Consider the following 26,849-nt stretch of genomic DNA (forward strand, 5'->3'; position numbering starts at 1 on the left):
CTTTGTAGATTTTGAGTAATTAACTTTGCCATCTCAGTTCCAGCTAGCTTTTCAGCTTGGGAGGCTGAGATCCGAGCAAACTTGGTTTACTGGCTTAAGTTCATATAAACTATTACTATCTTCCTTAAGTTCGGGAATATCGTCACCCGAACGTTAAACTTCGCCAATTTATGAATTCACGGACGCAGCAGCGCGATCGCGGTGTGATACTGACACCCACAGGAAAGCAGAAACTTCAGGCTGAGATAGATCGGTTGGGTATCACCAGCGAAAGATACGCCGTCCGTAAAATCCATGAAAAAATTCAACTTGAGCTCAACGGCGAAACGTTACATCCTGATACAGTCAGGAAGATAGTGCGGGGTCAGGGAGTCGAAAAAAGCTCTCTTGAACTTGTTTTTAGGGCGCTTCGGCTAAAACTGGAGGAGGTTGACTGTGATTTGGCTCCTAAAAATCAACTGCAAAATGCAGAAGATAGCGAAACTTCCTCGTTTGTAACTGGCACTCCCATCACCCATCCGCGCTACTTTTTCGGGCGGCAGAAGGAACTAAAACGCCTATTCGACTTACTGAAACGCCGTCCCCTGCCAAATGCTGCCATTATCGGCAAGAGCGGCAGTGGCAAGACTTCTTTGCTGCAATACTTGAAAAATATTACCACCACCCCAACAGCACAGTTGCGTCCCGGTCAAAAATCTGACTGGTTGCCCTCTCCAGAAAACTATCGCTGGATTTTGGTAGATTTTCAAGATCCGCGACGGCAGAGTCGGGAAGGGTTGCTGGGCTACATTTTAGAATGCCTAAAAATGTCAGTTCCCACCCCTTGCGACTTAGAGGGATTTATGGATGTGGTTAGCAGTAATTTACTTCAGCCTACAGTCATCTTATTTGATGAAATTGGTGTAGGTTTACAGCGCTGTCCCGAATTAGATGATGAGTTTTGGGAGAGTTTGCACTTTTTGAGAACATACCAAACCAATGGGAATTTAGGGTTTGTCTTGGCCACTCCAGAATCGCCGATCGACTTAGCACGTCGCACCGGACATAGTTCGCCTTTTTTCACTATCTTTGGATATACCGCAAATCTGGGTGCTTTGACTGAATCTGAAGCGCGCGAGTTCATAGCCAGTTTGCCCATGCCTTTTGCGGCTGAGGATGTCGAGTGGATTTTGACTCAAAGTATATGCTGGCCTCTGCTGCTGCAAATCCTTTGTCGAGAACGATTATTTAGTCTGGAAGATGGGGAAATGGGGGATGATTGGCAGGAAGAAGGGTTAAAACAGATGCAGTCCTTCGATAATTTATTTAATCCTTTCTTTGATATAGTTTTCTAGCGATCGTTATATTTATGAAACTACTCAAAATTAAGTACGTAAAGCAATTTGATCGCAAGCCCTGCAATCAAGCAGATGCAGCAGGATTAGCTATTTTGCAGTTTTTGGCAGCACGAGGAGAAGGGGCAACAGTCAGCAGATTAACTATTTTGCAACACTTTCCCAATAAATCTGATGCTCTCAATTTACTTCTGCAACGCGAATGGATTGAGGAAGTTAGTGAGGGCTACCGTTTCCAAGTAGAATTAATTCGCCACTGGTTTGCATAATCTCTGTCTGTCCAGTAGTCTACGGCGAGATGAAGATATTGCCTGTAGGGACACAACATTGTTGTGTCCTTCATAACTTTAACTACTTTAGCTTTAACCCTGCGGCCGCTGAATAATAGTTTCAACTACCCGCCGCTTGACTTTTGGATCGATACCAATCAGCCGCACGTATTCGCCGCCGTGTTCCGCCAAACAAGTTTCTAAAGATGCAACCACCTCTTTTTCCTGTGCATTGTTAATCGTCGTGCAACTTTGCCAAGAACCAGTCTTAAATCGGCGATTATCTGCATATTCCATCCCAATTTTGCAGCCTCTTGCTAATAACTGCTTTACTTGTTCCAACACCTCGGAACTCAGCCGCGCCGCATGACCGTTACCCGCTTCAGAACTTGGCTCCACGTAAGCCTTATAATATTTGGATGACGGGTCGTTTAATTCACTTTGCGTGGGCGCAGCAGCAGCAGGGGCATTGGGGGTTCCTTGAACGTTAAACAGCCGCGATTGGTTGTATTCATCTACTAAGCGCATTTCCTTAATCCGCTTTTGTTGGCCCACCATCAAACTGCCCATTTCTAATAAATGAGCGAGACTGAAATTCGGGTTATGAAAATCTGGCGCTGCTTCCAAAGTGTTTACCAAACGCTTGGAAACTCGCTCGATTCCTACTTTGTGAATGAATTCGCGGATTTGTTCGTCATAAATGCGCGATCGCAAAGCACTAAAAAAGTCGATCGCCTGATCGGCAAAATTATCCACTAACGCCACAATATCGGTTTTTGACAATTTGTCCGACTCAAAAATTCCCCCAACAATGCCAATTTTATCATCCCGGCTGGGTTCCCAATAAAACTTCTCCATCCGCCCGTCGCGAATCAGCGGCGCGTACAGCGTTGAAAAATCATTTCCGGTGACAATAATCGGCACTCGGTGCAGCGGCGTACTGTCGTAACTTCCCGGTAACTGCACGTTAGTTGGATTATCAGCAATATTCATCAGAGTCGCATTGACCATCTGAGTATTGACAGTATATTGAGTAGTAGTATCGAACCTGCCAGCACCAGCATCCAAATCGTTAATAAAGATGGCGCACATCTCGCCCCGCACCCTAATTTGCTCCGCAGCTTCCCGGTAGCGCAAGCGAATTAAACGCGCCGGATCTCCTGCATCCGGGCTTTCTAATTCCCCACCAGATATCATCACCGGTTCAAAGCCCATTCGCCGAAAAACCAGTTCGGTTTGAAAAGTTTTGCCTTCTCCTTTGCGGCCGTGAATTCCCAAAATTAGGGGAACTCTTACCCCGGGTAAATTTAAAAAGTTCTTAGTGACGTGCACCGCAACTTTATCGAGAAAGTTAGGAGAAATGTAATAACTCATCAGTAGATTTGTGAGGGATTAATTGTTGTTACTGTTATGATTTTATGACAAAACTAACAGCCTGCACCGCTAACCTGGATTTTTACCGTACAATCGAGGTCTGCATATTATGTGTTAAGGAGCGATTCGTGAGTCCAGAAACCTTACTAAAAGAACCAAGCGTGCAAGCCGAAGCCAGTCCCTTCAGTTCTGAGAGCTTCGACAGCTATGTAATGACGACTTACGGGCGTTTTGCGATCGCCCTAGAACGGGGCCTGGGCTGCCGCGTTTGGGATACCGAGGGCCGCGAATATCTCGATTTTGTGGCTGGTATTGCTACCTGCACTCTGGGACACGCGCACCCGGCAATGATTGCAGCGGTAACTCAGCAAATTCAAACCCTACACCACGTTTCTAATCTTTATTACATCCCCGTACAGGGCGAGCTGGCGAAGTGGCTTGTAGACCATTCTTGCGCGGACAGAGCCTTCTTTTGCAACTCCGGCGCTGAAGCTAATGAAGCGGCAATTAAACTCGCCCGCAAGTACGCCCACGAAAAATTAAATATCTCGAATCCGACAATCATTACCGCTGTTGCGAGTTTCCACGGGCGGACTTTGGCGACAATTACGGCAACGGGACAGCCTAAATATCAGAAGGGTTTTAGCCCTTTGGTTCCCGGATTTCACTATGTGCCCTACAACGATATTAGTGCGATCGAAACGGCGATCGAGCAACTCGACAAAGACGAACGCCAAGTTGCTGCAATTATGCTGGAAGCGCTGCAAGGCGAAGGCGGAGTTCGCCCCGGAGATATCGCCTACTTCCAGCGCATTCGGGAAATTTGCGACGAAAAAGGCATTTTGCTCATTCTCGACGAAGTGCAAGTCGGGATGGGACGCAGCGGCAAATACTGGGGCTACGAAAACCTCGGCATTGAACCGGATATCTTTACATCTGCCAAAGGATTGGGCGGCGGTATCCCGATCGGCGCTATGCTGTGCAAATCTTTCTGCGATGTATTTGAACCGGGAAGTCACGCCAGCACTTTCGGCGGCAATCCTTTTGCTTGCGCTGTAGCTTTGTGCGTTTGCCAAACTTTAGAACGGGAAAACCTTCTAGAAAACGTGCAGCAGCGCGGGGAACAGTTGAAAGCAGGGCTCAACAAGTTGGCGGCCACATATCCGCATTTAATTGCCGAAGTGCGCGGCTGGGGTTTGATTGTCGGGATGGAATTGCAAGCTGACATCGAACTGACATCGGCTGATATTGTCAAATCTGCCATCGCCGCAGGAGTTTTGTTGGTTCCTGCAGGGCCAAAAGTGCTGAGGTTTGTCCCGCCGCTGATTGTCACTGCTGCTGAAGTTGATCGAGCTCTGCAGGCAGTGGAATCAGCGCTGCGTTCTCAAGCGGTACAGTAAAATTTACTGAGTTGATTTTTGTTAGCTGTAGCGCTGAAACTCGCGCCATATCCTAGATAACTCACTTAGTCGAGGACACACTCTTCCTCAGAAACCGGGTTTCTTTCGAGATTCCTCGTTACCAAACCCAATAGTTTCCCATAAGCCCGGTTTTTTGGCCTAAGTCCGATCGGGGTAAAAGTAAACCCGCCCCGCTGCAAGTCTGTCAGGGCGGGTTTGTCAAATTTAGAACTGTCTGTGAAACCCGCCCTGACAGACTGACGGTGTTTTGAACTGCGATTTTACTAAAGAGCAGCGCGCAAAATTATACTATTAGCGATCGTAGGTGCTAGTTTCCCTATGTGAGTGTCTGTTGGGTGTGAATCGTGGTTTAATTTCGCGCCCTTCCAACTCAACTGAGTACCGTTATAGTGGGAAGGGGGGGGTGACGACGATTGCATCCTCAAGTAATTTTGGGGCTCGCTTTCTAGAGAGAAATATGTAATCCTCGTCACAAAATTTTTTCGTAATGCTTTGATCGTCAACTGTATATTGTGAGAGAATAGAAGAATCAAGGAGGTGATGTTGATTGCTACACAAGGCTATCCAAGTTCGTTTGTATCCTACCCAAAATCAACAAATACCAGTAGCTTCAACTTTTGGGGGTGCGCGTTGGTGGTCTAATTACGATCTAAATAAATCAATTAAAGTTTATAAAAAAACTGGTAAAAAACGTGGCTACTCCGGCCTCAACACACTTTTACCTGCTATCAAAAAATCCGAGGGAAGTGTAGGTTTAAGTCAGTGTTACAGCCAATTTGGGCAAGATGCTACACTCAACTTAACGACTGCATACAAAAAGTTTTTTGATGAAATAACTGGGTTTTATAAGTTACCATATCAAGCTAAAAAACTGTTATTTCAGAATTCTAAAAAAGTTAAATTTGTGCGTACTATAATTTTAAATTATAGGAAAATGACCTGGAAAAGAATAAAGAGATATAGATTAAGTGAGGGAAAAATTGAGACTTCACTTATTAGTAAAAAATATTCCGATAAATATCTGGTATCTATACTGACTAAAATCAAGAATGCTGAGAGCCATAAAACAAAACAAGGTAGAATTGCTGGCAATTTAAAAGGATATAAATATGACAGTTCCAAGCATTTTGCCAAGCAGGAGAAGAACTTGAAGCACCAGCAGCAAAAGTTAAAAGCCCAGCATAAAAGCAGTAATTCTGAACACAAATATAGAAAAGCTGTGGCAAAGGTAGGCGAGCGGTTTAGGAAATTGTGGCAATATTTTCTACATAAACTTAGTTATAAGTTGGTCAGCGATCGACTCGCGGTCAGAGTAGAAAAATTTCATTTCTGGAACAGGATTCGCAATCAAAATTTGGCAAAAGCAAGATCGGATGAGGTTTGGGAAAGTTTTACCAACTTCTTAGCCTACAAGTTGGAACGCAAAGGCGGGAACTTAGTCCAGATTGATAGAGGGGTTTCCAGTTCTAAACTCTGTTCTAATTGTTTCTATCAAATGACCGAGATGCCATTAGATATGAGGGAAGAGACTTGTCCTCACTGTGCTACCGATCGCGCTCGCGAGAAGAAAGCAGGGATAAATATGAAAGCAGAAGGTATCAAAATACTAAAGGCGCAAGAAGGTTCAGCCATTTCGGCTTTAGGATGCGAGGTAAGACCAAAGGTTGGACGAAAGTCTAAGCTAAGGCCCTCGCCTATGAGTACACAAGCCCCTACTATATTCGGTACTACGATTTAGCGGTGGGTAGTTCACTTGGTTGCACGGAAGCAGCGCTCCTATGGTTAATAGTTTGGCGGAATGCACGATGGACGAACAGCGTCGCAAAACTGATGTTAATATGCTCCAAGCGCTGCTGGAAAATCCTGGGGACTCAGGAATAGATTTGATTTTGAGGACGAACCCAAAGTCGATCGACTTTGGGTTCGTGCAAACGCTTTATTTGGAAGAAGTGGTACTGACGCGAGAAAGCTTGCTGAAAGCTGCAAAATTTTTCCAAAGGGCGATCGCACCCTTAGAATCGGCAAAAGGGAATTATAAATTGCCCGCAACCGGGGCAGCATATCTGGCTTTTTTAGCAGAAGTATTGCAAGCAGTCGCGCGCGGTGCTGATTCGCAGCACCTGTACTCGCTTCTGAGAAACAATTTAGACAAACTCGACCAGAATTTCGCAGAATTGCTGCGCCACTGGGCCAATTTGGTGTTCTCTGCTGCCAAAGAATCTGAGACTAGGCGCATTGCAGCGTTAATCGGCAATCTGAGCAACAAAATTGGGCGGTTTCCCCTCGGCAGCAAAGCTCACAACTTGGAAATCGAAATTGCCGGTTACGAAACAGTTGCTAAGGTGTTTACCCGCAAAGACTTTCCCCAAGAATGGGCGGTGATGCAAAACAATCTGGGCAACGCTTACAGCGATCGCCCCAAAGGTGATAAGGCTCAAAATATCGAACAGGCGATCGCTTGCTTTGAAAATGCCCTACAAGTACGCACGCCCGAACAGTACCCGGAACAGTGGGCGACGCTGCAAAACAATCTAGGCAACGCTTACAGCGAGCGTCTCAGGGGAGATCCGGCAGACAATCTAGAACAGGCGATCGCCTGCTATCAAAACGCGCTGCGAGTTCGCACCCGCGAAACTTTCGGGGAAGAGTGGGCGAGCACTCAAAACAATCTCGGCCGTGCTTACAGCCGCCGGCTGCGGGGCGACAAAGCCCAAAATCTGGAACAGGCAGTCGGTTGCTACCAGAATGCTTTGCAAGTCTACAACCGCAAGGTGTTTCCCCGGCGTTGGGCTACAACTCAAAATAATTTGGCAAATGCTTACTGCGAGTTGCCGCAGGGCAACCGAGCTGAAAATCTCGAATACGCGGTTACGTGCTATCAGAGAGCTTTGCAGGTGCGGACTCGGGAAGCTTTTCCGCAGCAGTGGGCGACGACTCAAAGGAATTTGGGTCGGGTGTTTGTCGATCGCATCAAAGGCGATCCGGTGGAAAATATGGAAATGGCGATCGCCTGCTATCAAAATGCTTTACAAGTCTACACCCGGATCAAATTTCCCGAAGCCTGGGCTTCGATCCAAACTTACCTCGGTAGGATCTACAGTCGGCGGGTGAAAGGGGAAAAAGCCGAAAATATGGAAATGGCGATCGCCTGCTATCAAAATGCTTTGCTGTTTTGCAACCGCCAAAAATCTCCAGAACGCTGGGCAATGCTGTGTGCCTACCTCGGCCGCGCTTTCTGCGAACACGTGAAAGGGGAAAAAAACCGCAACCTCAAAAGCGCGATCGCCTGCTATCAAAATGCGGGCGAAGTCTACACCAGGCAGGCCTATCCCAACCGCTGGGCAATGCTGCAAATTTATCTCGGCAGAGCTTATTCGCAACTGACGGAGGCGGAAAATGTGTCGCACATGGAAAGCGCGATCGGCTGCTATCACAGCGCCTGTCAAGTCTACACTCGCGAAACCTATCCCCACCGCTGGGCTGAAATTTTATTTTATTTGGGTCAAGCTTACCGAGTTCGAGGCGACTTGCTTCGCGCTTACGGGGTTTTTACTGCTGCGGTCGATACTGTTGAATTCTTGCGTTGCGAAGTTGGGGTTGATACAGTCGATTTTGGCGATCGGACGAGTACCGAAAAAGTCAAATTAACCCGCACTTGGGCGGGACTCTATAAATGCCTGGTGCAAGTTTGCTTGGAACTCGGCGCTACCCAACCTGAATATTACGCTAAGGCTCTGGAATACGCCGAACGCCACAAAAATCGGAATTTGGTAGAACTGCTGGTTAAATGCCACTTGACTCCGAAAGCCGAAATTCCTGCAGCGGTGCGAAGCGAGTTAGAGTCACTGCGACTGGAAATAGCGGGGGAACAGCGGCACCAAGAACAGGGAGAACCTGAGCCGAACACGACCTTAATTTCTGAGGGCGATAGCCAAGGTTTGAACAGCGGTTCTCTGGTGCCGAACTCGGACTTCATGCACTTAAATCAATTGTGGAAGCAGTTTGATAGGTTGATTGCGCGGGAGGTGCAGGCAAACGATCCTTTCTTCAGCCTAGCTCACAAAGTTGAACCGATCGCTTTCGAGCAAATTCGCCAATTGTTGCCTGATGACAATTGCGCTGCTGTGGTGTGGGCGAGTTTGGGAGAGTTGCTGGTTGCTTTTGTGGTGGTAAAGAGTGCACAATATCCCGCCGTTCACCTGTGTTCGTCGGAAAATGCTTTGGCTGCCGAAAGTTGGGGCCAGGAGTACCTCACCGCTTATTCTGAACAAAAAGGTCGCTGGATCAATCATCTCCCGGCTCGCCTCAAACGCTTGGCTACGATGCTGGAAGTCGATCGAGTGGTGGCGCTGATTCCCGATAATTGCGATCGGCTGATTTTTGTGCCGCACCGATTTTTGCACGCTTTGCCACTCCACGCTTTGCCTTTGGCGGGGAGAGACGGGTTTGATGATGGTGGGGGAATTTTTAGGTCTGGGTGGAGCGATCGCAGCGGTTTTGATCTGGAAACCTACAGCCTTTCGGATTTTTCTCAAAGTTCGTCTTTTGGCGACGTTGCAGCGCCTGCTGCTTATTTGATCGATCGATTTGCCGGAGGAATTCGCTATGCTCCTAGCTGTCAGCTATTGCTGTTGAGACAAAGTGCACACGGAGCGGCTCTTGGTCGGTACAGACCCGGTTTGCAGCAGCTTTTGGCAATTCCAACTTTCACCAGAGATGCGTTCTACAGCAACATTGAAATCGGCACTATTTCCCAGTATTTTGCCAGTACAGAAGTTGTGCGCCATAAGCCGGCAATTAAAGAGGCTTTTTCCCAAGAAATGTCTGCTAATAATGGAAACTCGCCCCAGGAAATAGGGCAGTTGCAGCAGAAAAAATGCGCTCACTTTGCTTGTTTGAGTTTGCTTAATTTGGCTTGGCCACTGAAATCCGCAGTGTTTTTGAGGAATGATTCTCTGAGTTTGGAGGAAATTTTCAATCTAGATTTTCGACAATATTTTTTAGTTACTTTATCGGGTTGCGAAATTGCCGCGGGCGGAGTTAGCGGTGCTGGAGGAGATTTTGTGGGTTTGTCGGCGGGTTTGTTGTATGCTGGCACGTCTAGTGTGGTTAGCAGTCTTTGGAAGGTGAACGATGTTTCTACGCTGCTGCTGACGAGCAAGTTTTATGAAAATCTGGGACGGTTTTCTCGGTTGCAGGTGGGAGATGTGGCGATCGCGCTGGGGGACGCTCAAAGGTGGCTGCGGGATTTGACTAGCGAGGAATTGGAGGTGTTGCTGGCGGATTTTCAACCTCAAATTTCGCAAATGTTCGATCGGCTTTCTCAAAGTTCTCGCCTGATTGCGGAGGCTTCTTTGCAGCAAATTCGCAACCGCAAACCCTATCCTTTTGCTAATCCTTATTATTGGGCGGCTTTTACTGCGGCTGGGGTTTAGTCATTAGTTATTAGTCATTTAAAAACCCGACACTAACAACTTATTTAAAGTTATCAGTGTCGGGTATAAATTCAACAAATTACCGCAAAAATTTAGGATTTTTTGCCGAAAATTTGTTCTTTCAAGGCTTGAATTTCTTGACCTAATTGTTGTCGATTGGACGATCGCAGCAAATAGCGGTAGACAAACCACACGGTGTATCCGATACCAATTAGCTCGAATGTGGGTGCTAACAGGGGGATGTCGTTGAGTTCGTCTATTACGCCCAAAAGCACTTTCAAAGAGACAATCGAGGCTACAATTACCCCGATAACAGTCAGGGGACTTTTGTACTGTTCGTAAAAGCTGCCGATGTAAGCGGGAAACTCGGACAAAATTGCTATAATTTGTTCTTTGATCTGCTGGGCCTGACTTGGCGGTTCTTCGGTAATTATGACTTTTGTTGTACCGCTTGAACTGTCTGCTTCATTTCCGGCAGGAACTTCGGTGATGATAACGGTTGTTTCTGGTTCGTTTGATGAAGTCATTTCTCCACTCGCAATAGTTTTTTGCTGGTTGGCGGCAGGTATTTCAACTGCTGCTGCGGCTGTTTCAAGAGCCGGTATTTCGACTGCTGCAACCTCCCCGTCGGTTGGTTCAAGACCCGACACTTCGCCTGTTTCTGAAGTCGGTATTTCGACTGCTGAAACGGACGCCGCCACTGCTTCAGGAGCCGATATTTCGACTGCTGAAACCTCTGGTGCTGAAGTCGGTATTTCGGCTGGTGAAACGGACGCTGCCGGCTGTTGTGCGACAGAAGTTTCGGTTGCAGTTTCCGCGTTTTGCTGTTCTGGGGTAGGAGTTTCGGCCGCGACACCAACAGCCGGCAAATTCAAGTTGCTAATGGCATCAACCAAGCGGGTTTTAGCCGTTCCTCGCTGGTGAAGGATTACCCAAGATTCTATCAGGTCGGGGCCGTGCATTGCACCTGTCAGAGCGGCTCTGAGCGATCGCATAATTAGCCCTTTGTTAAGATTTTTCTCTTTACTGAGCTTTTTAGTGATTTTCTGAGCTTCCGCTGATGTCAGGGAGGAATGACTTTCCATCGCTTCTACAACTGCTTGTAAAGCCTGTGCAGCCCCTGGTTGCTGCAACTGTGCGAGTGCTTCTTCTTCGTATTCCACGGTGGTGGAGAAGAATACCTTACACATATCCACAGCATCGGTTAAGCGAACGAGACTCGGCCCGATTAAAGCAGCTATTTGTTCGAGCCAAGGGCGGTCTGCCTCCAAGTCAAACTCATAACCGCCTTTCTGCCACCAATAAGGTATCAGCAAATCTGTCAATTGCGGCACTGGCATTTTGTGCAGGTATTGACTGTTTAGCCAATTGAGTTTATCCCAATCAAATTTTGCACCAGCTTTGTTGACTCGATAGAATGTAAATAATTCTGCTGCTTCCGACAGTGTAAATATTTCCTGCGTTGAATCCGGCGGAGTCCAACCGAGCAAAGTCATGTAATTAACTAAAGCTTCGGGCAGGTAGCCCATATCTTTGAAGTCAGAAATCGAGGTTACGCCGTCGCGTTTAGAAAGCTTTTGCCCTTGGGAGTTTAAAATCAGCGGCGTGTGGCCAAATTCTGGGATTGTCGCGCCCAAAGCTTCGTACAGCAATATTTGTTTCGGAGTATTGCCGATGTGATCTTCGCCGCGGATGACGTGGGTGATGCCCATGTCGATGTCATCGACAACTACGGCGAGGTTGTAGAGGGGTTGACCGATGACGCCGCCGCTGGATGCACGGGCAATTACCATATCGCCGCCGAGGTCGCTACCTTTCCAGGTTACGGTGTCGCGCACCATGTCGTTCCAAGAAATTGTGCGATCGTCGTCGATGATAAACCGAATCACAGCTTGTCGCCCTTCGCCTTCAAAAGCTGCGCGCTCTTTGCTTGTCAAGTTGCGGTGCCGGTTGTCGTAGCGGGGGGCTTGTTTGTTGGCTTTTTGTGCTTCCCGCATTTCGTCGAGTTCTTCCGACGTGGTGTAGCAGCGGTAGGCGAGTCCATTGTCGAGAAGGGTTTGGACTGCTTGGCGGTATATTTCCAGACGCTGCGACTGAAAACTCGGGCCTTCGTCCCACTCCATACCCAGCCAGGTGAGGCCTTCGAGGATGTTATCGGTGTATTCGCTTTTAGAACGTTCTACGTCTGTGTCTTCTACCCGCAGGATGAATGTGCCGCCTTGGTTGCGGGCAAACAGCCAGTTGAATACGGCGGTTCTGGCGGTACCGATGTGTAGGTTTCCGGTGGGACTGGGGGCTAGACGGACTCTGACATTCATGTAGATTTTTGCTTTTAGATTGGGGGCGATTTGCTGGTTGGGGGAATAGCTGATGTTTAAGACTTCAAATTTTATTATATTTTGTTGCCGAATTAACAGTTGTGCTTGGCAGGTGCTTTGCCTCGATTTGTCTGATATTTGACTATCGGGCGATCGGGCGAAAGTCTCCGGCAAGGCACGAGAAGGCATCTTGATGATATTAGCATTGCGGGTGGCCAAGACTGGATTGACCTTTGGGACTATTTTTCACACCACAAATAACTGCTTTAGGAGTACCCAAGGTGCTCCTGATAACTATTGATGCTTGTAAAATGTTTGTGTGCGATCGACGACATTAAAATATATTTCCCTATGTCTGCTACTAAAACCGAGTTTTCCGAATCTGTTGCGCCCTCACCCAAGTCTGTTGCGCCTGCTTGGCAGATTGAGTTACTGTACGACGGTGAATGTCCTCTGTGCGTGCGGGAGGTTAATTTCTTGAAAAAACGCGACGCAGGGCGAGGTTTAGTGTCGTTTGTGGATATCGCGGATGATGGCTACAACCCGGAGGCCCACGGCGGAATCGACTACGAAACGGCGATGGGGCGGATTCACGCGGTGTTACCCGACGGTACGACTGTTAAAAATGTGGAGGTTTTTCGTCGCACTTACGAGATTTTAGGTATGGGCTGGGTTTATGCTGTGACTAAGTTACCAGCGATCGGGGCGATCGCCAATTGGCTGTACGGAATTTGGGCCCACTGGCGGCTGAAGCTGACGGGAAGGCCGGATTTAGCAACAATTATGAGCGATCGAACTCAGCGGATCGAGTGCGAAAGTCAGGGTCGCTGCCAACCCAACTCAAAATGAGTCATATTTAATAAGTTCGATCGGTCTATCAGAAAATGTCAGCAGAAACAGACTGCAAGTAACATTAAAGATGGACTACTATTAAAGGTCAAAAAAAATGCAAGATGCAGGCTATACAGTCTTCATGGGCTTCGGTGGTCTCTGGATACTTATGGGAATTGTCGCTGTAATTTTCCTGTTCAAATCGGACGGTCAAAAACTTAGGTTTGGCAAATGGGGACTGCTAGTGGCGATTCCGATTCTCGTACCCATCGTCCTAGTTCTGACATATCAGATCGCCCGACCGTTTATTTCCTCGCACCTTTGAGCGCTGCTGGGAGTCGATCGTCCGTGGGATAAAGGAATTAGTTAAATTAAGTTTAGTATTATTGCTCATTTTCGGGCGATCGCAACTGGTGCCTCACCCATACTCGCAAAGCCTCAATTATGGTAGTATCATCCTCCGTCTCGGCCATCTGCAAAAATTGATTGATTATTTCTGAAGAAACAATCGGAAAAGCGCTACTGTATTCACAGCTCGCATATTCTCCGTTCTGAAGTTGAAAAAATTGTACAGTCTCTCCGAGATATCTCCAAATTTCTGGAACTCCTAAGTTTTTGTAGATAGTAAAGCGATTAGTAGATGGACTGGTGAGATCGACTTCAATAATTAAATCTGGTGGCGGGTCGATTGACAAGTTAATTTTTCGGCCGCGAATACGATCGACATTTTGGATATAAAAACATGAATCCGGTTCTGCACCTTGCTTTAAATCTTCACGGTTGAGAGTCGTCGAACCAAATCCCTTGCGTTTCAATTTTAATTCGTCACTTAAAGTAGTCACAAACTGTTTCAACAAACAATTAACAGTTTCATGCAAATCTGATGGCATGATAATTTCTAATACTTCTTGAGAATACGAAAAACGCGAGGATCTCTTGTCTCCCGCTTCTGCTAATAAGGTTTGGTAAGTTTGCCAACTGATATTAGATAATACCACCCGCTGTGTAGTTTTTTCTGGGGAGGGGTTAATGAGCGTAACTGTCATATTTCGCTCCTCCTTACTCAATTAATAAAATACCAAAAGCTTAAACTTTGTATTTTAAACTTTTTATTTACGAGAGAACGGGACAGACGGGGCTCGAACCCGCAACTTCCGCCGTGACAGGGCGGTGCTCTAACCAATTGAACTACTGTCCCTCGTTTTGCCGTTTTTTCAGGCACAATTTCTATTATGCCTATAACTTCACCTTTTGTCAAGAGGTTTTTTGAACTTTTATTTGGAAGCCCAAAATTTGAGTCTCTTGCAGGGGACTGAAGTTGTTGTCGCTCACCAAAATCAGACCTCTGCTAGCATCCGCCAGGGCGGGGCCAAATGTCAAGCCCTCAATGTTGTCTAGAGGAATTTTCAGGGTTTCCAAATCCAGAAGCAGGCGTTTTTGAGCGGGAGAAACCTCGCTGAGACGGCTTTTGAGGCTTTCGAGTGCTTCAATACGATCGCCCTTTTCCAGAGAAATCTCAAAAATTCTGATAGTTGTGCCGGTTTCCAGGGAGAAAGCACGCTCTAAACTCAGCAAGCGGTTATCGTCGATCGCCACCAAATCCACTAAACCGTTGCTAGTTAATTTTCCCACAGGATTCGCACCAGGAGGTAGCGGTTCGGTGATGTAGAGAAACGATGCTTCTGGAGTGCCGCTCACCGCATCGTAGCGCACAATCCGGCAGGGACTCCCGGTTTCCAGGGAAACTACGGCGCCATCTTGAACCAAGGCGTTTTCGGTGGCGGTGAATAGGTATTTGCGATCGGGCGTTAAAGTTAAACTTTCAAATGATAGATTGTTGCGGATGCCTTTACTGCCTTTGTCGTCGGGCAAAAATAGTTCAGGAATTGCCAGCGTTTTCAGGAGTTTACCATCGAGAGAGAACTCTTTGATAAAAGGATTTATTTGGCGATCGACATCTCCCTCAGAAGAAACAAACACGCTATTGCCAGTAAAAGCTATCCCTTCCGGATCTAAACTTAATTCAGGAAAACCTTTACCGTTTTCATCTAATAAAGTAGTGACACCACTAAAAGTAATTTGCTCTTTTTCCAGTTTCCCAGATTGCAAGTTGATTTTGAGAGTATAGAAGCGCGCCGGAGCCTTGCTGCTGCGGTCATCAGAAATGGCATAATAAACTTGTTTCTCGGCATCATAAGTAATGCCAGAAAGTCCGCCAATTTCCGTCCCCTGAAACGGAGAACCTGTAGGAAATATTGCTCTGCCGATAAAATCTATTTTCGTAACAGCGAAAGATTTGGCTGACTGGTTTACCCAAATAGCAACAGTTGCTGCCATCAAAAAACAGACAATAAATATAGTTGCTTTTGCTAGCCTTCGCATTTTACCAATAAATACATTATTACCTATCTTCCTCTTCCCTTTCTTCCTTCGCGCCCTTCGCGTCTTCGCGGTTCATTACATCCAAAAATCACGGTTCATGATTCAGCAAAAAATTGGTCAACCAATCTTTAACTACATAAGTAGCACGACAGTCGTCCTCATTGTAGCGGACGATCGCCTCTAGGAGCGATCGATCGCCAGTTTTGAGCCAATCGTCGTACCAGCAGACGCACTGAGCACCATTAGCCTTAGCATCTCGCCAGTCAAAACCCAGCCAGCGGGCAATTGGTTTGAGCGCGTAACTTTCCACCGGCATAATCGCCTTTTGCGTCACTTGTTTGTGAATATCTACAAACCGTTTCAGCACAGGTTTCCACAAATAAGCGGGAGTATTGTAAAGTTTAGCCAGTCGCTTAAAAGTCTTGACTTCGTAGTCGCAAAAGTGGAAAATCGGAGCAATGGGGTAAGCCCACATTAATTCTAAAAATTGCTGCCAGATTGCACCTTCCTCTGCTGCTGATTCTGCTAAAAAACCGTGGAATTTTTCCGTCTTGTTGTACCTGTCAACAACTAAGACTCCGTGGAGGTAATCCAAGTTTAACTCGGGTTCCGCTTCAATGTCAAAGTAGAGTTCGATTGGGGCGATCGGCAAAAATACAGATTGAGAATATGGAATTGGTTTCTTGCGGAGAATTGGCGCAGGTATAGAAGATGTCGCAGGTTTATTTTCTCTAATTTTTACTTCCTCAACTGCGATATCATTCAAGATATTATCTACAATATCTGGTACTATTTCAGAGGAGTTAAGTTCTTCTGAATTCTCACTTCTACCTTCTCGATCGTTAATCCCTGTATCCGTGTCGTGCCTCCCTTCTTCCTTCTTCCCTCTTCCTTCTTCCTTCTTCCTGACATCCGTTACATCCCGTACATTGCTCGTTGCCGAACTTCCTTCTTCCCGCAACAGCGGTTGATTTAGCAAATGCGATTTAGCTTGCTGCACCACATCAAAAGCAACTCTGTCCGGGAATTCGGGATACTCAGCCAGCAGTGCGGAACTAGCATTAGCGAGAGCTTCAACATCAGTAATTTCGAGAGCTTTTAGTCTAGCATAGCGGCTGGCAGTAACTCCCGGCAATAAGGAAAGATGTCTAATAGATTCGGCTTCGGCGTGACAGATAGTATACCAACCGCAAAGATTGCACTTTTGCCTCGAAATAAACACTTCTGGCTTATCCCGATTTTCTATCATCTGAATGCAGTTGTCTAAAATCTCGAACATCTGAGGAGTTCGCTGGTCGAGATTAACCTGCCACAGCCCTTTTTTTCGCAGCATCAGCCACGCAGTATCGGGCATTGTTTCCTGTACGGAAGCTAAAACATGGGCGTGAAAAGCTGCGATAATTTGATACTCTTGTTTTGGTCGTTTACTAAGCCAAATATCCGCAGTAATATAACTCCAATTGCCAAATTTTGATTTTCCCGGCTGTTTGATTAATAAATGGGGACGGCTGATCAGGGTAATGTTTGAAGAGTGCAGATTGGAGGATGAAAGATGAACTGAAGTTTCGGGAATTTCACCAAATTCTGGGAAATATTGACTGTCAATTCCTACCAGAGAAGTTGTTGCGGCGTTGGTTTGACCGAATTCGCCCTGGATCAGAACTCCTCGGTAAATGCGATCGACCCCTTGCTGCATTAAACTCAATGTAGCGGCCGCGCCGGCTTCCCAATCCCCTCTAGGATAATATGGTTGTTGGTAAGTCTCGTGTTCCAAAGCTTGCTGCTGGTATGCGGCGCTGTCGCGCATCAGTTTCAGCAAAAAGTCGCTGGGGGGATCTAGTTGTTTCCAGTCTCCGCAGGTGTCTAAAAATGCTCGGAGATGGCATCGCTGATAGGAAAGTAGTAGTTTGTCAGTTATTAACATTTAGTATTCGCAAGGCATAGAATAATTAGAAGGAAAGCACGACACGGATTTTGAGACGGATACACGGATTGATTATTTAGCTTGAGGCAAAAGTCAAAGGATAGAAAGTTCACAGCATTAGTTATTCAATATTAACGCTATCAATAATTCGCCCAAAAAAATGACAAAGGACAATCACCGGCAACAATTCCCAGCTTTGGCCAATAAAGCTTATTTTAACTACGGCGGACAAGGGCCGCTGCCTGAGCCTGCTTTAGAGGCGATTTATGAGGCTTACAAACGGGTGCAGCTTGGGGGGCCGTTTTCGGGGGAGGTGGGGGCTTGGGTGGTTCAGGAGGCGATGCTGACGCGACGTGCGATCGCATCTGAGTTGACGGTACCTCCTGAAACCATCGCCCTAACTGAAGATGTCACCGTCGGCTGCAATATTGCGCTGTGGGGCATTGACTGGAAAGCAGGCGACCATTTGCTGCTTTCTGACTGCGAACACCCCGGCATTGTAGCTAGTGTAATGGAACTTCAGCGCCGTTTCAACATTGAGGTTTCGGTTTGTCCGTTGGCGGCAACTTTGAATGAAGGTGATCCGGTGGCGGTGATTGCTGATAGTTTGCAGCCAAATACTCGCTTGTTGGTTATCAGTCACATTTTGTGGAATACGGGCCAAGTTTTGCCTCTGGCTGAGATTGTGAAAGTGTGTCATGAACCCCCCCTAACCCCCCCTTGGCAAGGGGGGGGACAAGAGGATTTTTCCCTGATTCAAGGGGATGGGCAAGAGGATTTGTCCCTGATTCAAGGGGGGAGACAAGAGGATTTGTCTGCAAAGAAGCACAAAGTTAGGGTGTTAGTTGATGCGGCTCAATCTGTGGGGGTTTTGTCTTTAAATTTGATTGAATCGGGGGTTGACTTTTATGCTTTTACTGGTCACAAATGGTGCTGCGGCCCGGAAGGTTTGGGGGGACTTTATGTGAGTGCTGAAGCTTTGGCAGATTTGCATCCGGTGTTTATCGGTTGGCGGGGAATTGTGACGGATGCTAATGCTAAGGTGCTTGGGTGGAAGTCTGGATCGCAGCGCTATGAAATTGCGACTTCGGCTTATCCTTTGTATGCGGGTTTGCGGAGTGCGATCGCCTTGCAACATGAATGGGGTACGATCGAGGAAAGGTATGCAGAAATTTGCCGTTTGAGTAAGTATCTCTGGGAACGTTTGTCGGAACTTCCCGATGTGGAATGTTTGCGGAAATCTGCGCCGGAAGCTGGTTTGGTTTCGTTTCGATTAACTAATGGGATGCCGCACAAAAAGCTTGTCGATTTGTTGGAGAAACAGGGAATTATGGTGCGGACTATTCTTAATCCTGACTGTGTGCGGGCTTGTGTTCACTATTTTACAACTGAGGCGGAGATTGATAAGTTGGTTGGGGCGATCGCAAATCAATTAGTATAGCCGGGGCGGGTTTATTTATAGTCCTGGACGCACGGGTAGTCAGAAACCGGGCGATGGCTAAGATATCTAACCACCTCTTCGTCTGGTAGTAAGTTTATTCCGAGGATAGAACAAATAATTTTACTTAGTTCTACCCTTTTCTCTCGGTAGTCTTCACGAATAATAAGATCTCTAAATTTCCTTTCATTTTTAGTCAATTCAATAAATGTGTTTAATTTTTTATATCCTTCCGGTAAGTAATATTCTACTTCTCCTTTACTAAGAACACAAATTTTATCCTTCTCCCTTTTTTCTGTGATAAATATTTCCAATAATTGCAATTGTTGATCGGTTAGATTCTCGTCTAACTTCATTTTTCTAGACTTGATATAATTACAAAGGTTTGTTAGTTGGTCTAAATTTTCACTCTTTATAGCCTCTTCAATTTGCTCAAACAATGTTTGACCATCAATACTTTTTTTGTCCTTAATAACCTCTCGATCTATTTTTGCATAATCCGGTCTAAACATTTTCTTGAGTTCTTCACTACCAATGTCTAAAATATAATCTAGGTCTGCAATTATGTAATTGTCCAACTCAATTTTTTTTAAAAATTTACGATATTTTTCCATGTACCTCCAAAACTTCTATAATTTCACTGTTTTCGGCTTTATTATAAATATTAATTAATTGCTCCAAAAAAATCCTATCGGTAATTCCTTCCACAAGAACTACCTTATCTGCAAAAAATATTTTCTCGTTGTTGTGCCTATTAATTATGTGGAAAAGGTCTTTACTTTCGTCAAAATTGCTTGTAATAAAATTTTTGATAGTGCTTTTACCACTCGATTTATACACCCTCACAATCTTCGATATAGTCCTCTGATTAATAAATATAGGAGAATGGGTTGAAAAAATAAATTGGTTCTGTGTGAAATCAGCTAAATCAAAGAATAAGTCAAGGAGTAGAGATTGCCATTTAGGGTGTAAATGAACTTCAGGTTCATCTACAATGATCAAGCCATTTTTAATATTATATGCAAAAATCCCCAATAAAAAATTTAGAATTTCTTTTTCTCCCGAACTCGCCTGATCTAAAGAAAATTTTGTATTTTCTTGGATTTTTAGCAGAATAATCTCATAAATATTTTTGTTTGCATCTTTAAGCTCTACCTTCCATGAATATCCCAATTTTTTTAAATGTTTAGTTACTAACTTAACTTCTTCATCTGCATCCCAATCTTTTTCGTATCCTTGAGTCTTAGCAAGCGTTTCATACTTCCGTCTCTTTTGTACAAAGTACATTGATGCTAGCTCTATTAAAGAAGTTGTACTTCGAGACGTAGCTGATGAATAATTACTTAATAAATTATAATAGCTCTGACCCCCTAAGTTGACTTGAAGTAGCGCAGCTCCTCCTCTGTAAGGCGAAAAATATACATATTTTGGGGTAAGGCGAGTATCAAGAGGTAAAAGCTCCAAATCAATAGCCTTCTGTATAACTATTGATAAAAGTTCATAATAGTTCAAAAATTTAAGATAAATTAATTCGGGTGAATTCAAAGAGGGTTGTACAAGTACATTGTTGACTATGCGATATACTAACTCTTGATTTTCTGCTAACTCACCCTGTTTCCAATTTTCAACTTCATCAATTATTGGAGGAGATAAATATTGAATTTGGTAGTGACCAAAAGCTGACTTTATTTCTGTTTTATATTGATTGATTGTTGCTATATTTTTTATATCTTGAGCATCTACTTTAAAAGTTATTTTAATTTTAGATTCAGAAGCATCGGCACTGAATTTATCTAGATGATTCTGTGCTGGATTAAATAAAGGCAATCGCTGAATCTGCGTCGAACCAGTTCCGATGAAATCATCAGAATAACTATATAAAAAGAATCCTTTTAAAATTATCAGCAGGATATCTAAAAAATTACTTTTTCCGCCCCCATTGGGGCCAACTAATATATTAAATTGGGGATCAAATTGGATATCTACTTTGTCTTGAAAGTTTTTTACATTGGTAATTTCTAAACGAATAATTCTCATTTATTTATTTTCTCATTTTTACCGCAAGTGCTTCAATTATATCGCCTCGACTCGGAAAGTAGGGATTTGATTGTGTCACCCAACTTCGTTCGCCACAGGCACTCCACTATCAATCTCAGTATGAATGCAGAAAAGCTTATCAGTTGGATGATAAAAAAGCAAATCGCCCCTTCTCTAAAACACCAAAGGACGATCGACTTTTGACCTCAATTAATCTGAACTCACGCACTCAATTAGTATAGCCGGGGCGGGTTTATCTAGATTGTTTGTGAGCCTCAAATATTATCTGTAAAACCCGCCCCTACAGGCCTGTAGGGGCGGGTTTTACCAGCCATCTATGTGGGAAACCAAGAATATAATAAACCCGCCCCCACCCAACGACTCAATTAATGACTGTGCCCGTGCCCGCCATGAGAATGCCCGTGCCCGCCATGAGAATGCCCGTGATCACCATGAGAATGACCGTGCCCGCCATGAGAATGACCGTGCCCTTCATGAGAATGACTGTGCTCGCGGTGCGCCGCAGCCAAACTCGGATTAACAGCAACCGCAGTCTCACTCAACAACGCTTCAATCTGCGGATTTGCCCACTCAGCCGCCATTTTCAGAAACTCTGGATGGTCGTTAACGCAAGGCAATTTGCGGTAAGTAACTCCTTGACGCTGTTTCTGCAAAGACTCAATAATGTGGTCTACATCTAACAAAGTTTCGTGATTTTCTGTCGCAAATCCGATCGGCATAAAGACGATCGCAGTTGCACCCAAATCAATCAAATTCTTCGCAGCCAACGTCGCATCCGGCTGTGTCCATTCAATCAGCGGTGTGTCGTGATTCAGCCAACCCACCGAAATCAAAGGATAGCGATACATCAAACGTTCCCGCACGCGATCGTACAAAGCTTGACTTTCCACAATTCCCGAAGTAAAGCCCTTCGCCTTGTGCGGACAACCGTGATTCATCAGCACAATCCCAATCTGAGAAGGCAAATGCGCTACAGCTAAATCGTTCTTAATTTCCTCTTCAACCAAATCCGCCATTAGCTGGATGTAAGCAGGTTCATCGTAAAAAGAAGGAATGTAGCGCTGTCCTTTTACCCAATGTTCTTTGCCATCAAAGGTTTGTGCTAAAGCTTTATTCACCTGTTCGACTGCAATGCCGCTGGTGAAAACAGAATCAACTACCAACAGCGGATAAATCAGAATTTTGTCAAATCCTTCTGCTTGAATTTGAGGGATTACTTGTTCCGGCAAAAACGGCGCGCAAAAGTTAAAAGCTTTGAACACTTTTACTTTATCGCCCCATTTCTCCTGTAAATTCTTTTCAATCCCGGCGCGCTGCTGTTCAAAAATTGCATTGTGCGGCGAAACGAATTGACCGTGTTGGTGACTCCACTCGTGCAAGTCAAAGATTGCTAAAATCTTCGCCAGCGGCGGATAAATCCAAAGCGGTACTGGCGCAAACTTTGCCGTAAGCAAATTTAAAGCTTGTTCGTTGTAGTTGGCAAAATCGTCGTAGCTTTCGACTTCGCCATAACCCATCAGCAATACAGCAACGCGATCGTTACTTGCGGGTGCTGCAGATGTTTTGAAATCGATTTTTTCTGGAGAAGCAACCACTTTGTATTCCTCAATTTTATTTATTCTAAGAGATCCAGGCAGGATGAAGGGGGAATCGGAGATTTTTCATTGTGTGCGATCGCACGACAGACGTGCGCGGGGCTGATTCCCGGTTTCTTGGCCCATACTTCCCGGTGCAACCTCTTATTTATCCTAGAAACCGGATTGATGAGCATCAGTCCTAAGTCGGTTTTTTGACCAAGAATTTCTTCATGTGGTACCCGCCACGTGATTTATCCGTGGAATCAATCCCAAATCGAAAATCCTCAAGCCTCCGCATTTATCTCGCGCAAGTCAATCTCAAATCTCAAATCTCAAATCTCAAATCGATTGACCCTGACCCGAAATTCGTAGGGCAGCTAAGCTGGCAGGCCTCTAATTTTCACAATCCTGTTTCTTTAAGCTTTTTTGGACCGGGCTTCGACGCCGCCAGAAAAGTTAAATCTAAATACAGAACTGCTTAAAACTAGAATCTGGCTTTGCTAAGCTTGACAGGGAATGGGGTCGGGGGGGATAAGTTTTATGTTTTCTTAAGACTCCCTGACCTTGCCTCAGATTAATGGGGTTTGGAGCGTTCCCAGCATTTAACTTGGGGGGATACTCTTCAAACTTGACTCTATTATAAGTTTAACACCCTATCCCCTGGGGTAGTATATGATATAGTAGGCATATGATAAAGTTATGTTGCGAACTATATTAACTTTCTTGACGAACTATGAGACTGGTAATTTGCCCCGGATTCCACGAACCAAAGCTAACCGACTGTTTCCTGACGGGACTTTCGGGGCTTTGGGGACTGGTAGCCGATCGCCCAAACCAGCAAATAGTCGATCGTGTCAAGATTTTTCCCGCTCATAAATATCCACCTTTCTCGGCTCTTGACATATTGCACTTTTTGTGTAGCGAAGAGTTAGCAGGAGAAAGTCTAGTATTTGTCAGCTTTTCGGCAGGAGTAGCCGGGGCGATCGGGGCGGCTCTTCTGTGGCAGCAACTCGGCGGCAAAGTCGGGGCATTTTTTGCCTTAGACGGTTGGGGAGTACCCCTGGGGGGCAATTTTCCCATACACCGAATCAGCCACGATCGCTTTACGCACTGGAGTTCGGCAATTCTCGGTGGCGGTGGAGAAAGCTTTTATGCAGATCCCGCGATCGAACATTTGGATTTATGGCGAGATCCCCAAACGGCAAAAGGCTGGCACGTCAGCCAAACCGCCGCCGGCATTGAGACAGTCGGACCGACAACCGCAGCAAAATTTTTAGTCCACCTATTGAAACAATACGGAGTCCAATCAGTTGTTTAATCTAAATTTAGTATCCTCAGCGATCGCACCTATTGCCACCATCGCCCGCCTCGACAATTCTGTCACTTCAGCCACAACAAACAGCATCAAACCGTGGTTAATATTTAGCGCCTCAGCATTTTTAGTCTCAATTCCAGTCTTCGTGCAAGCACCATTAGTGCGTTTATATCCAACCATCAGTTTGCTATCAACTATCCCCTGGTTCGTACTTAGCTTAATCCTGATTTTCCGCCCCAAAACACAACTTTGGGGAGATTTATTATTAGGATTTGCCGGATGCTGGCTGGCAGGTTCTATCTATTGGGGCTGGTTTAGATGGGAACCAATTTTACATCTACCTATAGAAGCAATTGGCTTGCCTTTTGCTATTTGGTGCTTGGGCAAATCTTGGGGAAAAGTTGGCGGCTATTTTTACTTGGGTTCCCTATTGGGTACTGCCATTACTGATTTATATTTTTACTTAACAGGGTTGATGCCCTACTGGCGGCAAGTGATGCACGCGGAACCGGAATTAGCTATGCCGATTTTTCAAAGTGCGATCGGTCAAATTGAAACTCCTTGGGGCATAGGCTGTGCTCTAGTTTTAATCGCTGTGTTGCTAACAGTGGGTTTGCTGAGTTTGCGCGATCGAGAACTGCACTGGCGCGCTTTCAGCGGAGCTGTGTTAAGCACGCTTTTGGTAGATGGTTTATTTTGGCTCGCTGCTTCTGCTGCTTAATATCTATGATTATTTTTTATGTGGGTGATTTTTGACCGCAAATGTGGGCGGATTGACGCAGGTTAACGCAGAGTTTTTTGATGGATATAGTCTTAAGATTCCTGACTTTTTTTTAAGAAGTCGGGAATTTGGGCATTTACTGAACAATTATGAGTTAAAATCTAAAATCTAAAATCTAAGAATCCCAAATCAATATCATGTCTTTCATTTCAATTCGCGGTGTAGAACATTATTACGAGTGGATAACGGCAGATAACACGGCCCAACCTAGCGGGAAACCAGTGATGGTATTTCTGCACGGCTGGGCGGGTTCAGCGCGCTACTGGGAAAGCACGGCCCGGGCTATTGCTGATGATTTTGATTGTTTGCTTTACGATATGAGAGGTTTTGGTCGATCGCCCTTGCCAAAAGAGCCTCCTGAGTCCAGCTACGAACTCGAAACCTACGCCCGTGACTTAGCTGAATTATTAGAATCTCTGAATTTAAGTCGCGTCTTTCTCAATGCTCACTCCACAGGAGCATCAATTGCTACTTTATTTCTCAACCTTTACCCCGAAAAAGTAGAAAAAGCAATTCTCACTTGCAGCGGTATTTTTGAATACGACGAAAAATCTTTTACAACTTTTCACAAATTCGGTGGCTATGTGGTAAAATTTAGACCCTCTTGGCTGGCATCCATCCCGTTTGCCGATCGGCTATTTATGGCTCGGTTTTTGCGCCGTTCCCTGCCCACAGAGGTAAGTCTGGCGTTTCTCAAGGATTTTTTAATGGCAGACGAGCAAGCTGCTATAGGTACAATGGTGACGGCAGTCAGCAAAAGAGCAGCCGAGGAAATGCCCCAAGAATTTGCGCGGCTGAGTGTTCCCACACTGCTTATTGCCGGAGAATTCGACCAAATTATCCCCGCCGTCATGGGAGAGCAAGCAGCCTCCCTGAGCAAAAAAGTAGAATTTGTTATAATTCCTAATACGGCTCACTTTCCGATGCTGGAGGATGCCGCAACATACTTGCAGCTAATTCGAGACTTTTTGCCAGCAGCGGCTTAGCTGAGTTATTGTTCATCTAATGTACGATCGGACAAGCAAGCTTTGAGAACGGCTTTTGCTCCGATCTTAATTTTTAATTCCTAATTTCTTAATGCGAAAGGTGGTACAATGAACGACCTCGACCAATACTATAAAGTGCTGGGACTGTTGCCGGGAGCTTCCAGAGAAGAAATTAGCCAAGCCTACAAGGATTTAGCGTTCATTTGGCACCCCGATCGCATCCCCAAAGACAATCCCAGACTACTACAGAAAGCTGAAGAAAAGATTAAGGAAATTAATCAAGCTCGCGAAAAATTGCGATCGATTCAACCAAGAGGTCAGAATCAGAACGTTCAGCACAAACATACTCAGCACAAACACACCCAGCAACAAAACACCCAGCACAAACATACCCAGCACCAAAACACCCAGCAACAAAACGCTCAGTACAGAAACACTCAGCAACAAACTACCCAGCAACAAACTACTCAGTACAGAAACACTCAGCAACAAAATACCCAGCAACAAACTACCCAGCAACAAAATACTCAGTACAGAAACGCTCACCAACAAAATACCCAGCAACAAAATACCCAGCAACCCAATACTCAGTACCAAAACACTTCATACCAAAACACTCAGCAACCCAATACTCAGTACCAAAACACTCAGTACCAAAACACTCAGCAGCCCAATACTCAGTACCAAAACACTCAGTACCAAAACACTCAGCAGCCCAATACTCAGCAACCCAATACTCAGTACCAAAACAATCAGTACAGAAATACTCAGTATCCAAACACCCAGCACCAAAACACGCAGCCACCACCGTCCACCCCAAAAGAACCCCGCTACTCTTATGAACCCTCTTCAGGAAAATATGCTGGAAATTATGCGGGAAACTATGGGGGAAACCCTGCAGGGCCCTATTCAGAGGCGTCGCGCTACCAATCGCAGCCGCCGCCATCTCAGTCTTACCGCCAAGCTGGGCCGCAAGCTCCCGATTTGAGCGGTTCCAACTTCAAAGGAGCTTCCTTAAAAGAAAAGGATTTTTCAGGAAGAAACTTGAGCAATGCAAACCTGAGTGAAGCCGACTTAAGCGATACTTTTCTACACAACGTCAACCTCACAGGCGCGAATTTGCACAAAGCAAACTTGTTCAGGGCCAATTTGTTAGGAGCTTGTTTGATCAATGCCGACTTGAGAGAAAGCAACTTAATCGGAGCCGATTTGAGCGGTGCTGACTTGAGCGGTGCTGACTTAACAGGAGCGAAAATCGGTTACGGCGATCGAGTGATGGTCAAACTTACCCGGACTACATTAACAGGTACAATCTTACCCGACGGTACTGTTCATAGTTAAATTATTTAGTTCTTAGTCAGTGGTTGTAGACGCGGGTTTTACCCGCAATAGTTGCTGCAACTCCA

20 protein-coding genes, 1 tRNA gene and 1 pseudogene are annotated in these 26,849 nt (G+C 45.5%); 12 read left to right on the forward strand and 10 right to left on the reverse strand.

The window, feature by feature from the left end; translation table 11 throughout:
- Positions 1-170: 170 nt before the first annotated feature.
- Complete coding sequence (locus QUA53_RS04125) at positions 171-1,334, forward strand: nSTAND1 domain-containing NTPase (protein ID WP_333095277.1); 1,164 nt, start codon at positions 171-173, stop codon at positions 1,332-1,334.
- 14 nt (positions 1,335-1,348) lie between these two features.
- Positions 1,349-1,603 (forward strand): hypothetical protein, encoded by a 255-nt coding sequence (locus QUA53_RS04130; protein WP_333095276.1) that lies wholly within the window; start codon positions 1,349-1,351, stop codon positions 1,601-1,603.
- Between the two features lie 93 nt (positions 1,604-1,696).
- Here QUA53_RS04130 and QUA53_RS04135 read toward each other — a convergent pair whose 3' ends face one another.
- A complete protein-coding gene (locus tag QUA53_RS04135) occupies positions 1,697-2,977 on the reverse strand; it encodes a ribulose bisphosphate carboxylase small subunit (protein WP_333095274.1) in 1,281 nt (426 codons plus the stop codon).
- Between the two features lie 128 nt (positions 2,978-3,105).
- On the opposite strand from QUA53_RS04135, the gene QUA53_RS04140 reads away from it, so the two are divergent.
- The 3 genes from QUA53_RS04140 to QUA53_RS04150 all read left to right on the forward strand — a co-directional run bounded on the left by QUA53_RS04140 (position 3,106) and on the right by QUA53_RS04150 (position 9,833).
- Positions 3,106-4,377, forward strand: a complete 1,272-nt coding sequence (locus QUA53_RS04140) for an aspartate aminotransferase family protein (RefSeq protein WP_333095271.1) — start codon at positions 3,106-3,108, stop codon at positions 4,375-4,377.
- 568 nt (positions 4,378-4,945) lie between these two features.
- Positions 4,946-6,136: a transposase gene (locus QUA53_RS04145; protein WP_333095270.1), complete on the forward strand. Its 1,191-nt coding sequence runs from the start codon at positions 4,946-4,948 to the stop codon at positions 6,134-6,136.
- Between the two features lie 40 nt (positions 6,137-6,176).
- Positions 6,177-9,833: a CHAT domain-containing tetratricopeptide repeat protein gene (locus QUA53_RS04150; RefSeq protein ID WP_333095269.1), complete on the forward strand. Its 3,657-nt coding sequence runs from the start codon at positions 6,177-6,179 to the stop codon at positions 9,831-9,833.
- Between the two features lie 92 nt (positions 9,834-9,925).
- Here the strand turns inward: QUA53_RS04150 and QUA53_RS04155 are convergent, their stop codons facing one another.
- On the reverse strand, positions 9,926-10,360 hold the full coding sequence (locus QUA53_RS04155; RefSeq protein WP_333095419.1) for a CAAD domain-containing protein: 435 nt from the start codon (positions 10,358-10,360) through the stop codon (positions 9,926-9,928).
- A gap of 348 nt (positions 10,361-10,708) precedes the next feature.
- Positions 10,709-12,151: pseudogene (gene gltX / locus QUA53_RS04160) on the reverse strand (glutamate--tRNA ligase); the annotation flags it as partial.
- Between the two features lie 300 nt (positions 12,152-12,451).
- Between gltX and QUA53_RS04165 the strand changes: the two are divergent.
- A complete protein-coding gene (locus QUA53_RS04165; RefSeq protein WP_333248691.1) occupies positions 12,452-13,000 on the forward strand; it encodes a DUF393 domain-containing protein in 549 nt (182 codons plus the stop codon).
- A gap of 97 nt (positions 13,001-13,097) precedes the next feature.
- Entirely contained in the window at positions 13,098-13,307 is a 210-nt protein-coding gene (locus tag QUA53_RS04170) for a hypothetical protein (protein WP_333095267.1), read from the forward strand.
- A 58-nt stretch (positions 13,308-13,365) separates the two neighbouring features.
- Here the strand turns inward: QUA53_RS04170 and QUA53_RS04175 are convergent, their stop codons facing one another.
- From QUA53_RS04175 to QUA53_RS04190, 4 genes are all read right to left on the reverse strand, one after another.
- Entirely contained in the window at positions 13,366-14,028 is a 663-nt protein-coding gene (locus QUA53_RS04175; RefSeq protein WP_333095266.1) for a Uma2 family endonuclease, read from the reverse strand.
- 78 nt (positions 14,029-14,106) lie between these two features.
- Positions 14,107-14,180, reverse strand: a tRNA-Asp gene (locus QUA53_RS04180).
- A 56-nt stretch (positions 14,181-14,236) separates the two neighbouring features.
- Positions 14,237-15,319, reverse strand: coding sequence for an esterase-like activity of phytase family protein (locus QUA53_RS04185; RefSeq protein ID WP_333164676.1), 1,083 nt, complete (start codon positions 15,317-15,319; stop codon positions 14,237-14,239).
- 133 nt (positions 15,320-15,452) lie between these two features.
- Positions 15,453-17,288, reverse strand: coding sequence for a TM0106 family RecB-like putative nuclease (locus QUA53_RS04190; protein WP_333095263.1), 1,836 nt, complete (start codon positions 17,286-17,288; stop codon positions 15,453-15,455).
- Between the two features lie 160 nt (positions 17,289-17,448).
- On the opposite strand from QUA53_RS04190, the gene QUA53_RS04195 reads away from it, so the two are divergent.
- Positions 17,449-18,729, forward strand: coding sequence for an aminotransferase class V-fold PLP-dependent enzyme (locus QUA53_RS04195; RefSeq protein ID WP_333095262.1), 1,281 nt, complete (start codon positions 17,449-17,451; stop codon positions 18,727-18,729).
- A gap of 11 nt (positions 18,730-18,740) precedes the next feature.
- Here QUA53_RS04195 and QUA53_RS04200 read toward each other — a convergent pair whose 3' ends face one another.
- The 3 genes from QUA53_RS04200 to QUA53_RS04210 form a co-directional block, all read right to left on the reverse strand.
- Complete coding sequence (locus tag QUA53_RS04200; protein WP_333095261.1) at positions 18,741-19,340, reverse strand: hypothetical protein; 600 nt, start codon at positions 19,338-19,340, stop codon at positions 18,741-18,743.
- A complete protein-coding gene (locus tag QUA53_RS04205) occupies positions 19,324-20,763 on the reverse strand; it encodes an AAA family ATPase (RefSeq protein WP_333095260.1) in 1,440 nt (479 codons plus the stop codon). Before QUA53_RS04205 ends, QUA53_RS04200 begins: the two co-directional genes overlap by 17 nt.
- Positions 20,764-21,149: 386 nt before the next feature.
- The gene (locus tag QUA53_RS04210) at positions 21,150-22,379 is read right to left on the reverse strand and encodes a ferrochelatase (protein WP_333095259.1); all 1,230 of its coding nucleotides are present in this window, start codon (positions 22,377-22,379) and stop codon (positions 21,150-21,152) included.
- 715 nt (positions 22,380-23,094) lie between these two features.
- Here QUA53_RS04210 and QUA53_RS04215 point away from each other — a divergent pair.
- The 4 genes from QUA53_RS04215 (at position 23,095) to QUA53_RS04230 (ending at position 26,784) form a co-directional block, all read left to right on the forward strand.
- Positions 23,095-23,679: a hypothetical protein gene (locus QUA53_RS04215; RefSeq protein WP_333095258.1), complete on the forward strand. Its 585-nt coding sequence runs from the start codon at positions 23,095-23,097 to the stop codon at positions 23,677-23,679.
- Positions 23,672-24,397 (forward strand): DUF3120 domain-containing protein, encoded by a 726-nt coding sequence (locus QUA53_RS04220; protein ID WP_333095257.1) that lies wholly within the window; start codon positions 23,672-23,674, stop codon positions 24,395-24,397. Before QUA53_RS04215 ends, QUA53_RS04220 begins: the two co-directional genes overlap by 8 nt.
- Before the next feature lie 197 nt (positions 24,398-24,594).
- A complete protein-coding gene (locus QUA53_RS04225) occupies positions 24,595-25,443 on the forward strand; it encodes an alpha/beta hydrolase (RefSeq protein WP_333095256.1) in 849 nt (282 codons plus the stop codon).
- A gap of 108 nt (positions 25,444-25,551) precedes the next feature.
- Positions 25,552-26,784, forward strand: coding sequence for a pentapeptide repeat-containing protein (locus QUA53_RS04230; RefSeq protein WP_333095255.1), 1,233 nt, complete (start codon positions 25,552-25,554; stop codon positions 26,782-26,784).
- Positions 26,785-26,849 lie beyond the last annotated feature (65 nt).

Source organism: Microcoleus sp. Pol12B3, assembly GCF_036701355.1.
Lineage (GTDB): Bacteria > Cyanobacteriota > Cyanobacteriia > Cyanobacteriales > Microcoleaceae > Microcoleus.

Coding starts and splice junctions, on each gene's coding strand:
- QUA53_RS04190 (WP_333095263.1), bottom strand. CDS start 17,288: ATGTTAATAACTGACAAACTACTACTTTCCTATCAGCGATGCCATCTC.
- QUA53_RS04185 (WP_333164676.1), bottom strand. CDS start 15,319: ATGGCAGCAACTGTTGCTATTTGGGTAAACCAGTCAGCCAAATCTTTC.
- QUA53_RS04175 (WP_333095266.1), bottom strand. CDS start 14,028: ATGACAGTTACGCTCATTAACCCCTCCCCAGAAAAAACTACACAGCGG.
- QUA53_RS04135 (WP_333095274.1), bottom strand. CDS start 2,977: ATGAGTTATTACATTTCTCCTAACTTTCTCGATAAAGTTGCGGTGCAC.
- QUA53_RS04165 (WP_333248691.1), top strand. CDS start 12,452: ATGCTTGTAAAATGTTTGTGTGCGATCGACGACATTAAAATATATTTC.
- QUA53_RS04195 (WP_333095262.1), top strand. CDS start 17,449: ATGACAAAGGACAATCACCGGCAACAATTCCCAGCTTTGGCCAATAAA.
- QUA53_RS04130 (WP_333095276.1), top strand. CDS start 1,349: ATGAAACTACTCAAAATTAAGTACGTAAAGCAATTTGATCGCAAGCCC.
- QUA53_RS04125 (WP_333095277.1), top strand. CDS start 171: ATGAATTCACGGACGCAGCAGCGCGATCGCGGTGTGATACTGACACCC.
- QUA53_RS04150 (WP_333095269.1), top strand. CDS start 6,177: ATGGTTAATAGTTTGGCGGAATGCACGATGGACGAACAGCGTCGCAAA.
- QUA53_RS04215 (WP_333095258.1), top strand. CDS start 23,095: ATGAGACTGGTAATTTGCCCCGGATTCCACGAACCAAAGCTAACCGAC.
- QUA53_RS04205 (WP_333095260.1), bottom strand. CDS start 20,763: ATGAGAATTATTCGTTTAGAAATTACCAATGTAAAAAACTTTCAAGAC.
- QUA53_RS04230 (WP_333095255.1), top strand. CDS start 25,552: ATGAACGACCTCGACCAATACTATAAAGTGCTGGGACTGTTGCCGGGA.
- QUA53_RS04155 (WP_333095419.1), bottom strand. CDS start 10,360: ATGACTTCATCAAACGAACCAGAAACAACCGTTATCATCACCGAAGTT.
- QUA53_RS04170 (WP_333095267.1), top strand. CDS start 13,098: ATGCAAGATGCAGGCTATACAGTCTTCATGGGCTTCGGTGGTCTCTGG.
- QUA53_RS04225 (WP_333095256.1), top strand. CDS start 24,595: ATGTCTTTCATTTCAATTCGCGGTGTAGAACATTATTACGAGTGGATA.
- QUA53_RS04200 (WP_333095261.1), bottom strand. CDS start 19,340: ATGGAAAAATATCGTAAATTTTTAAAAAAAATTGAGTTGGACAATTAC.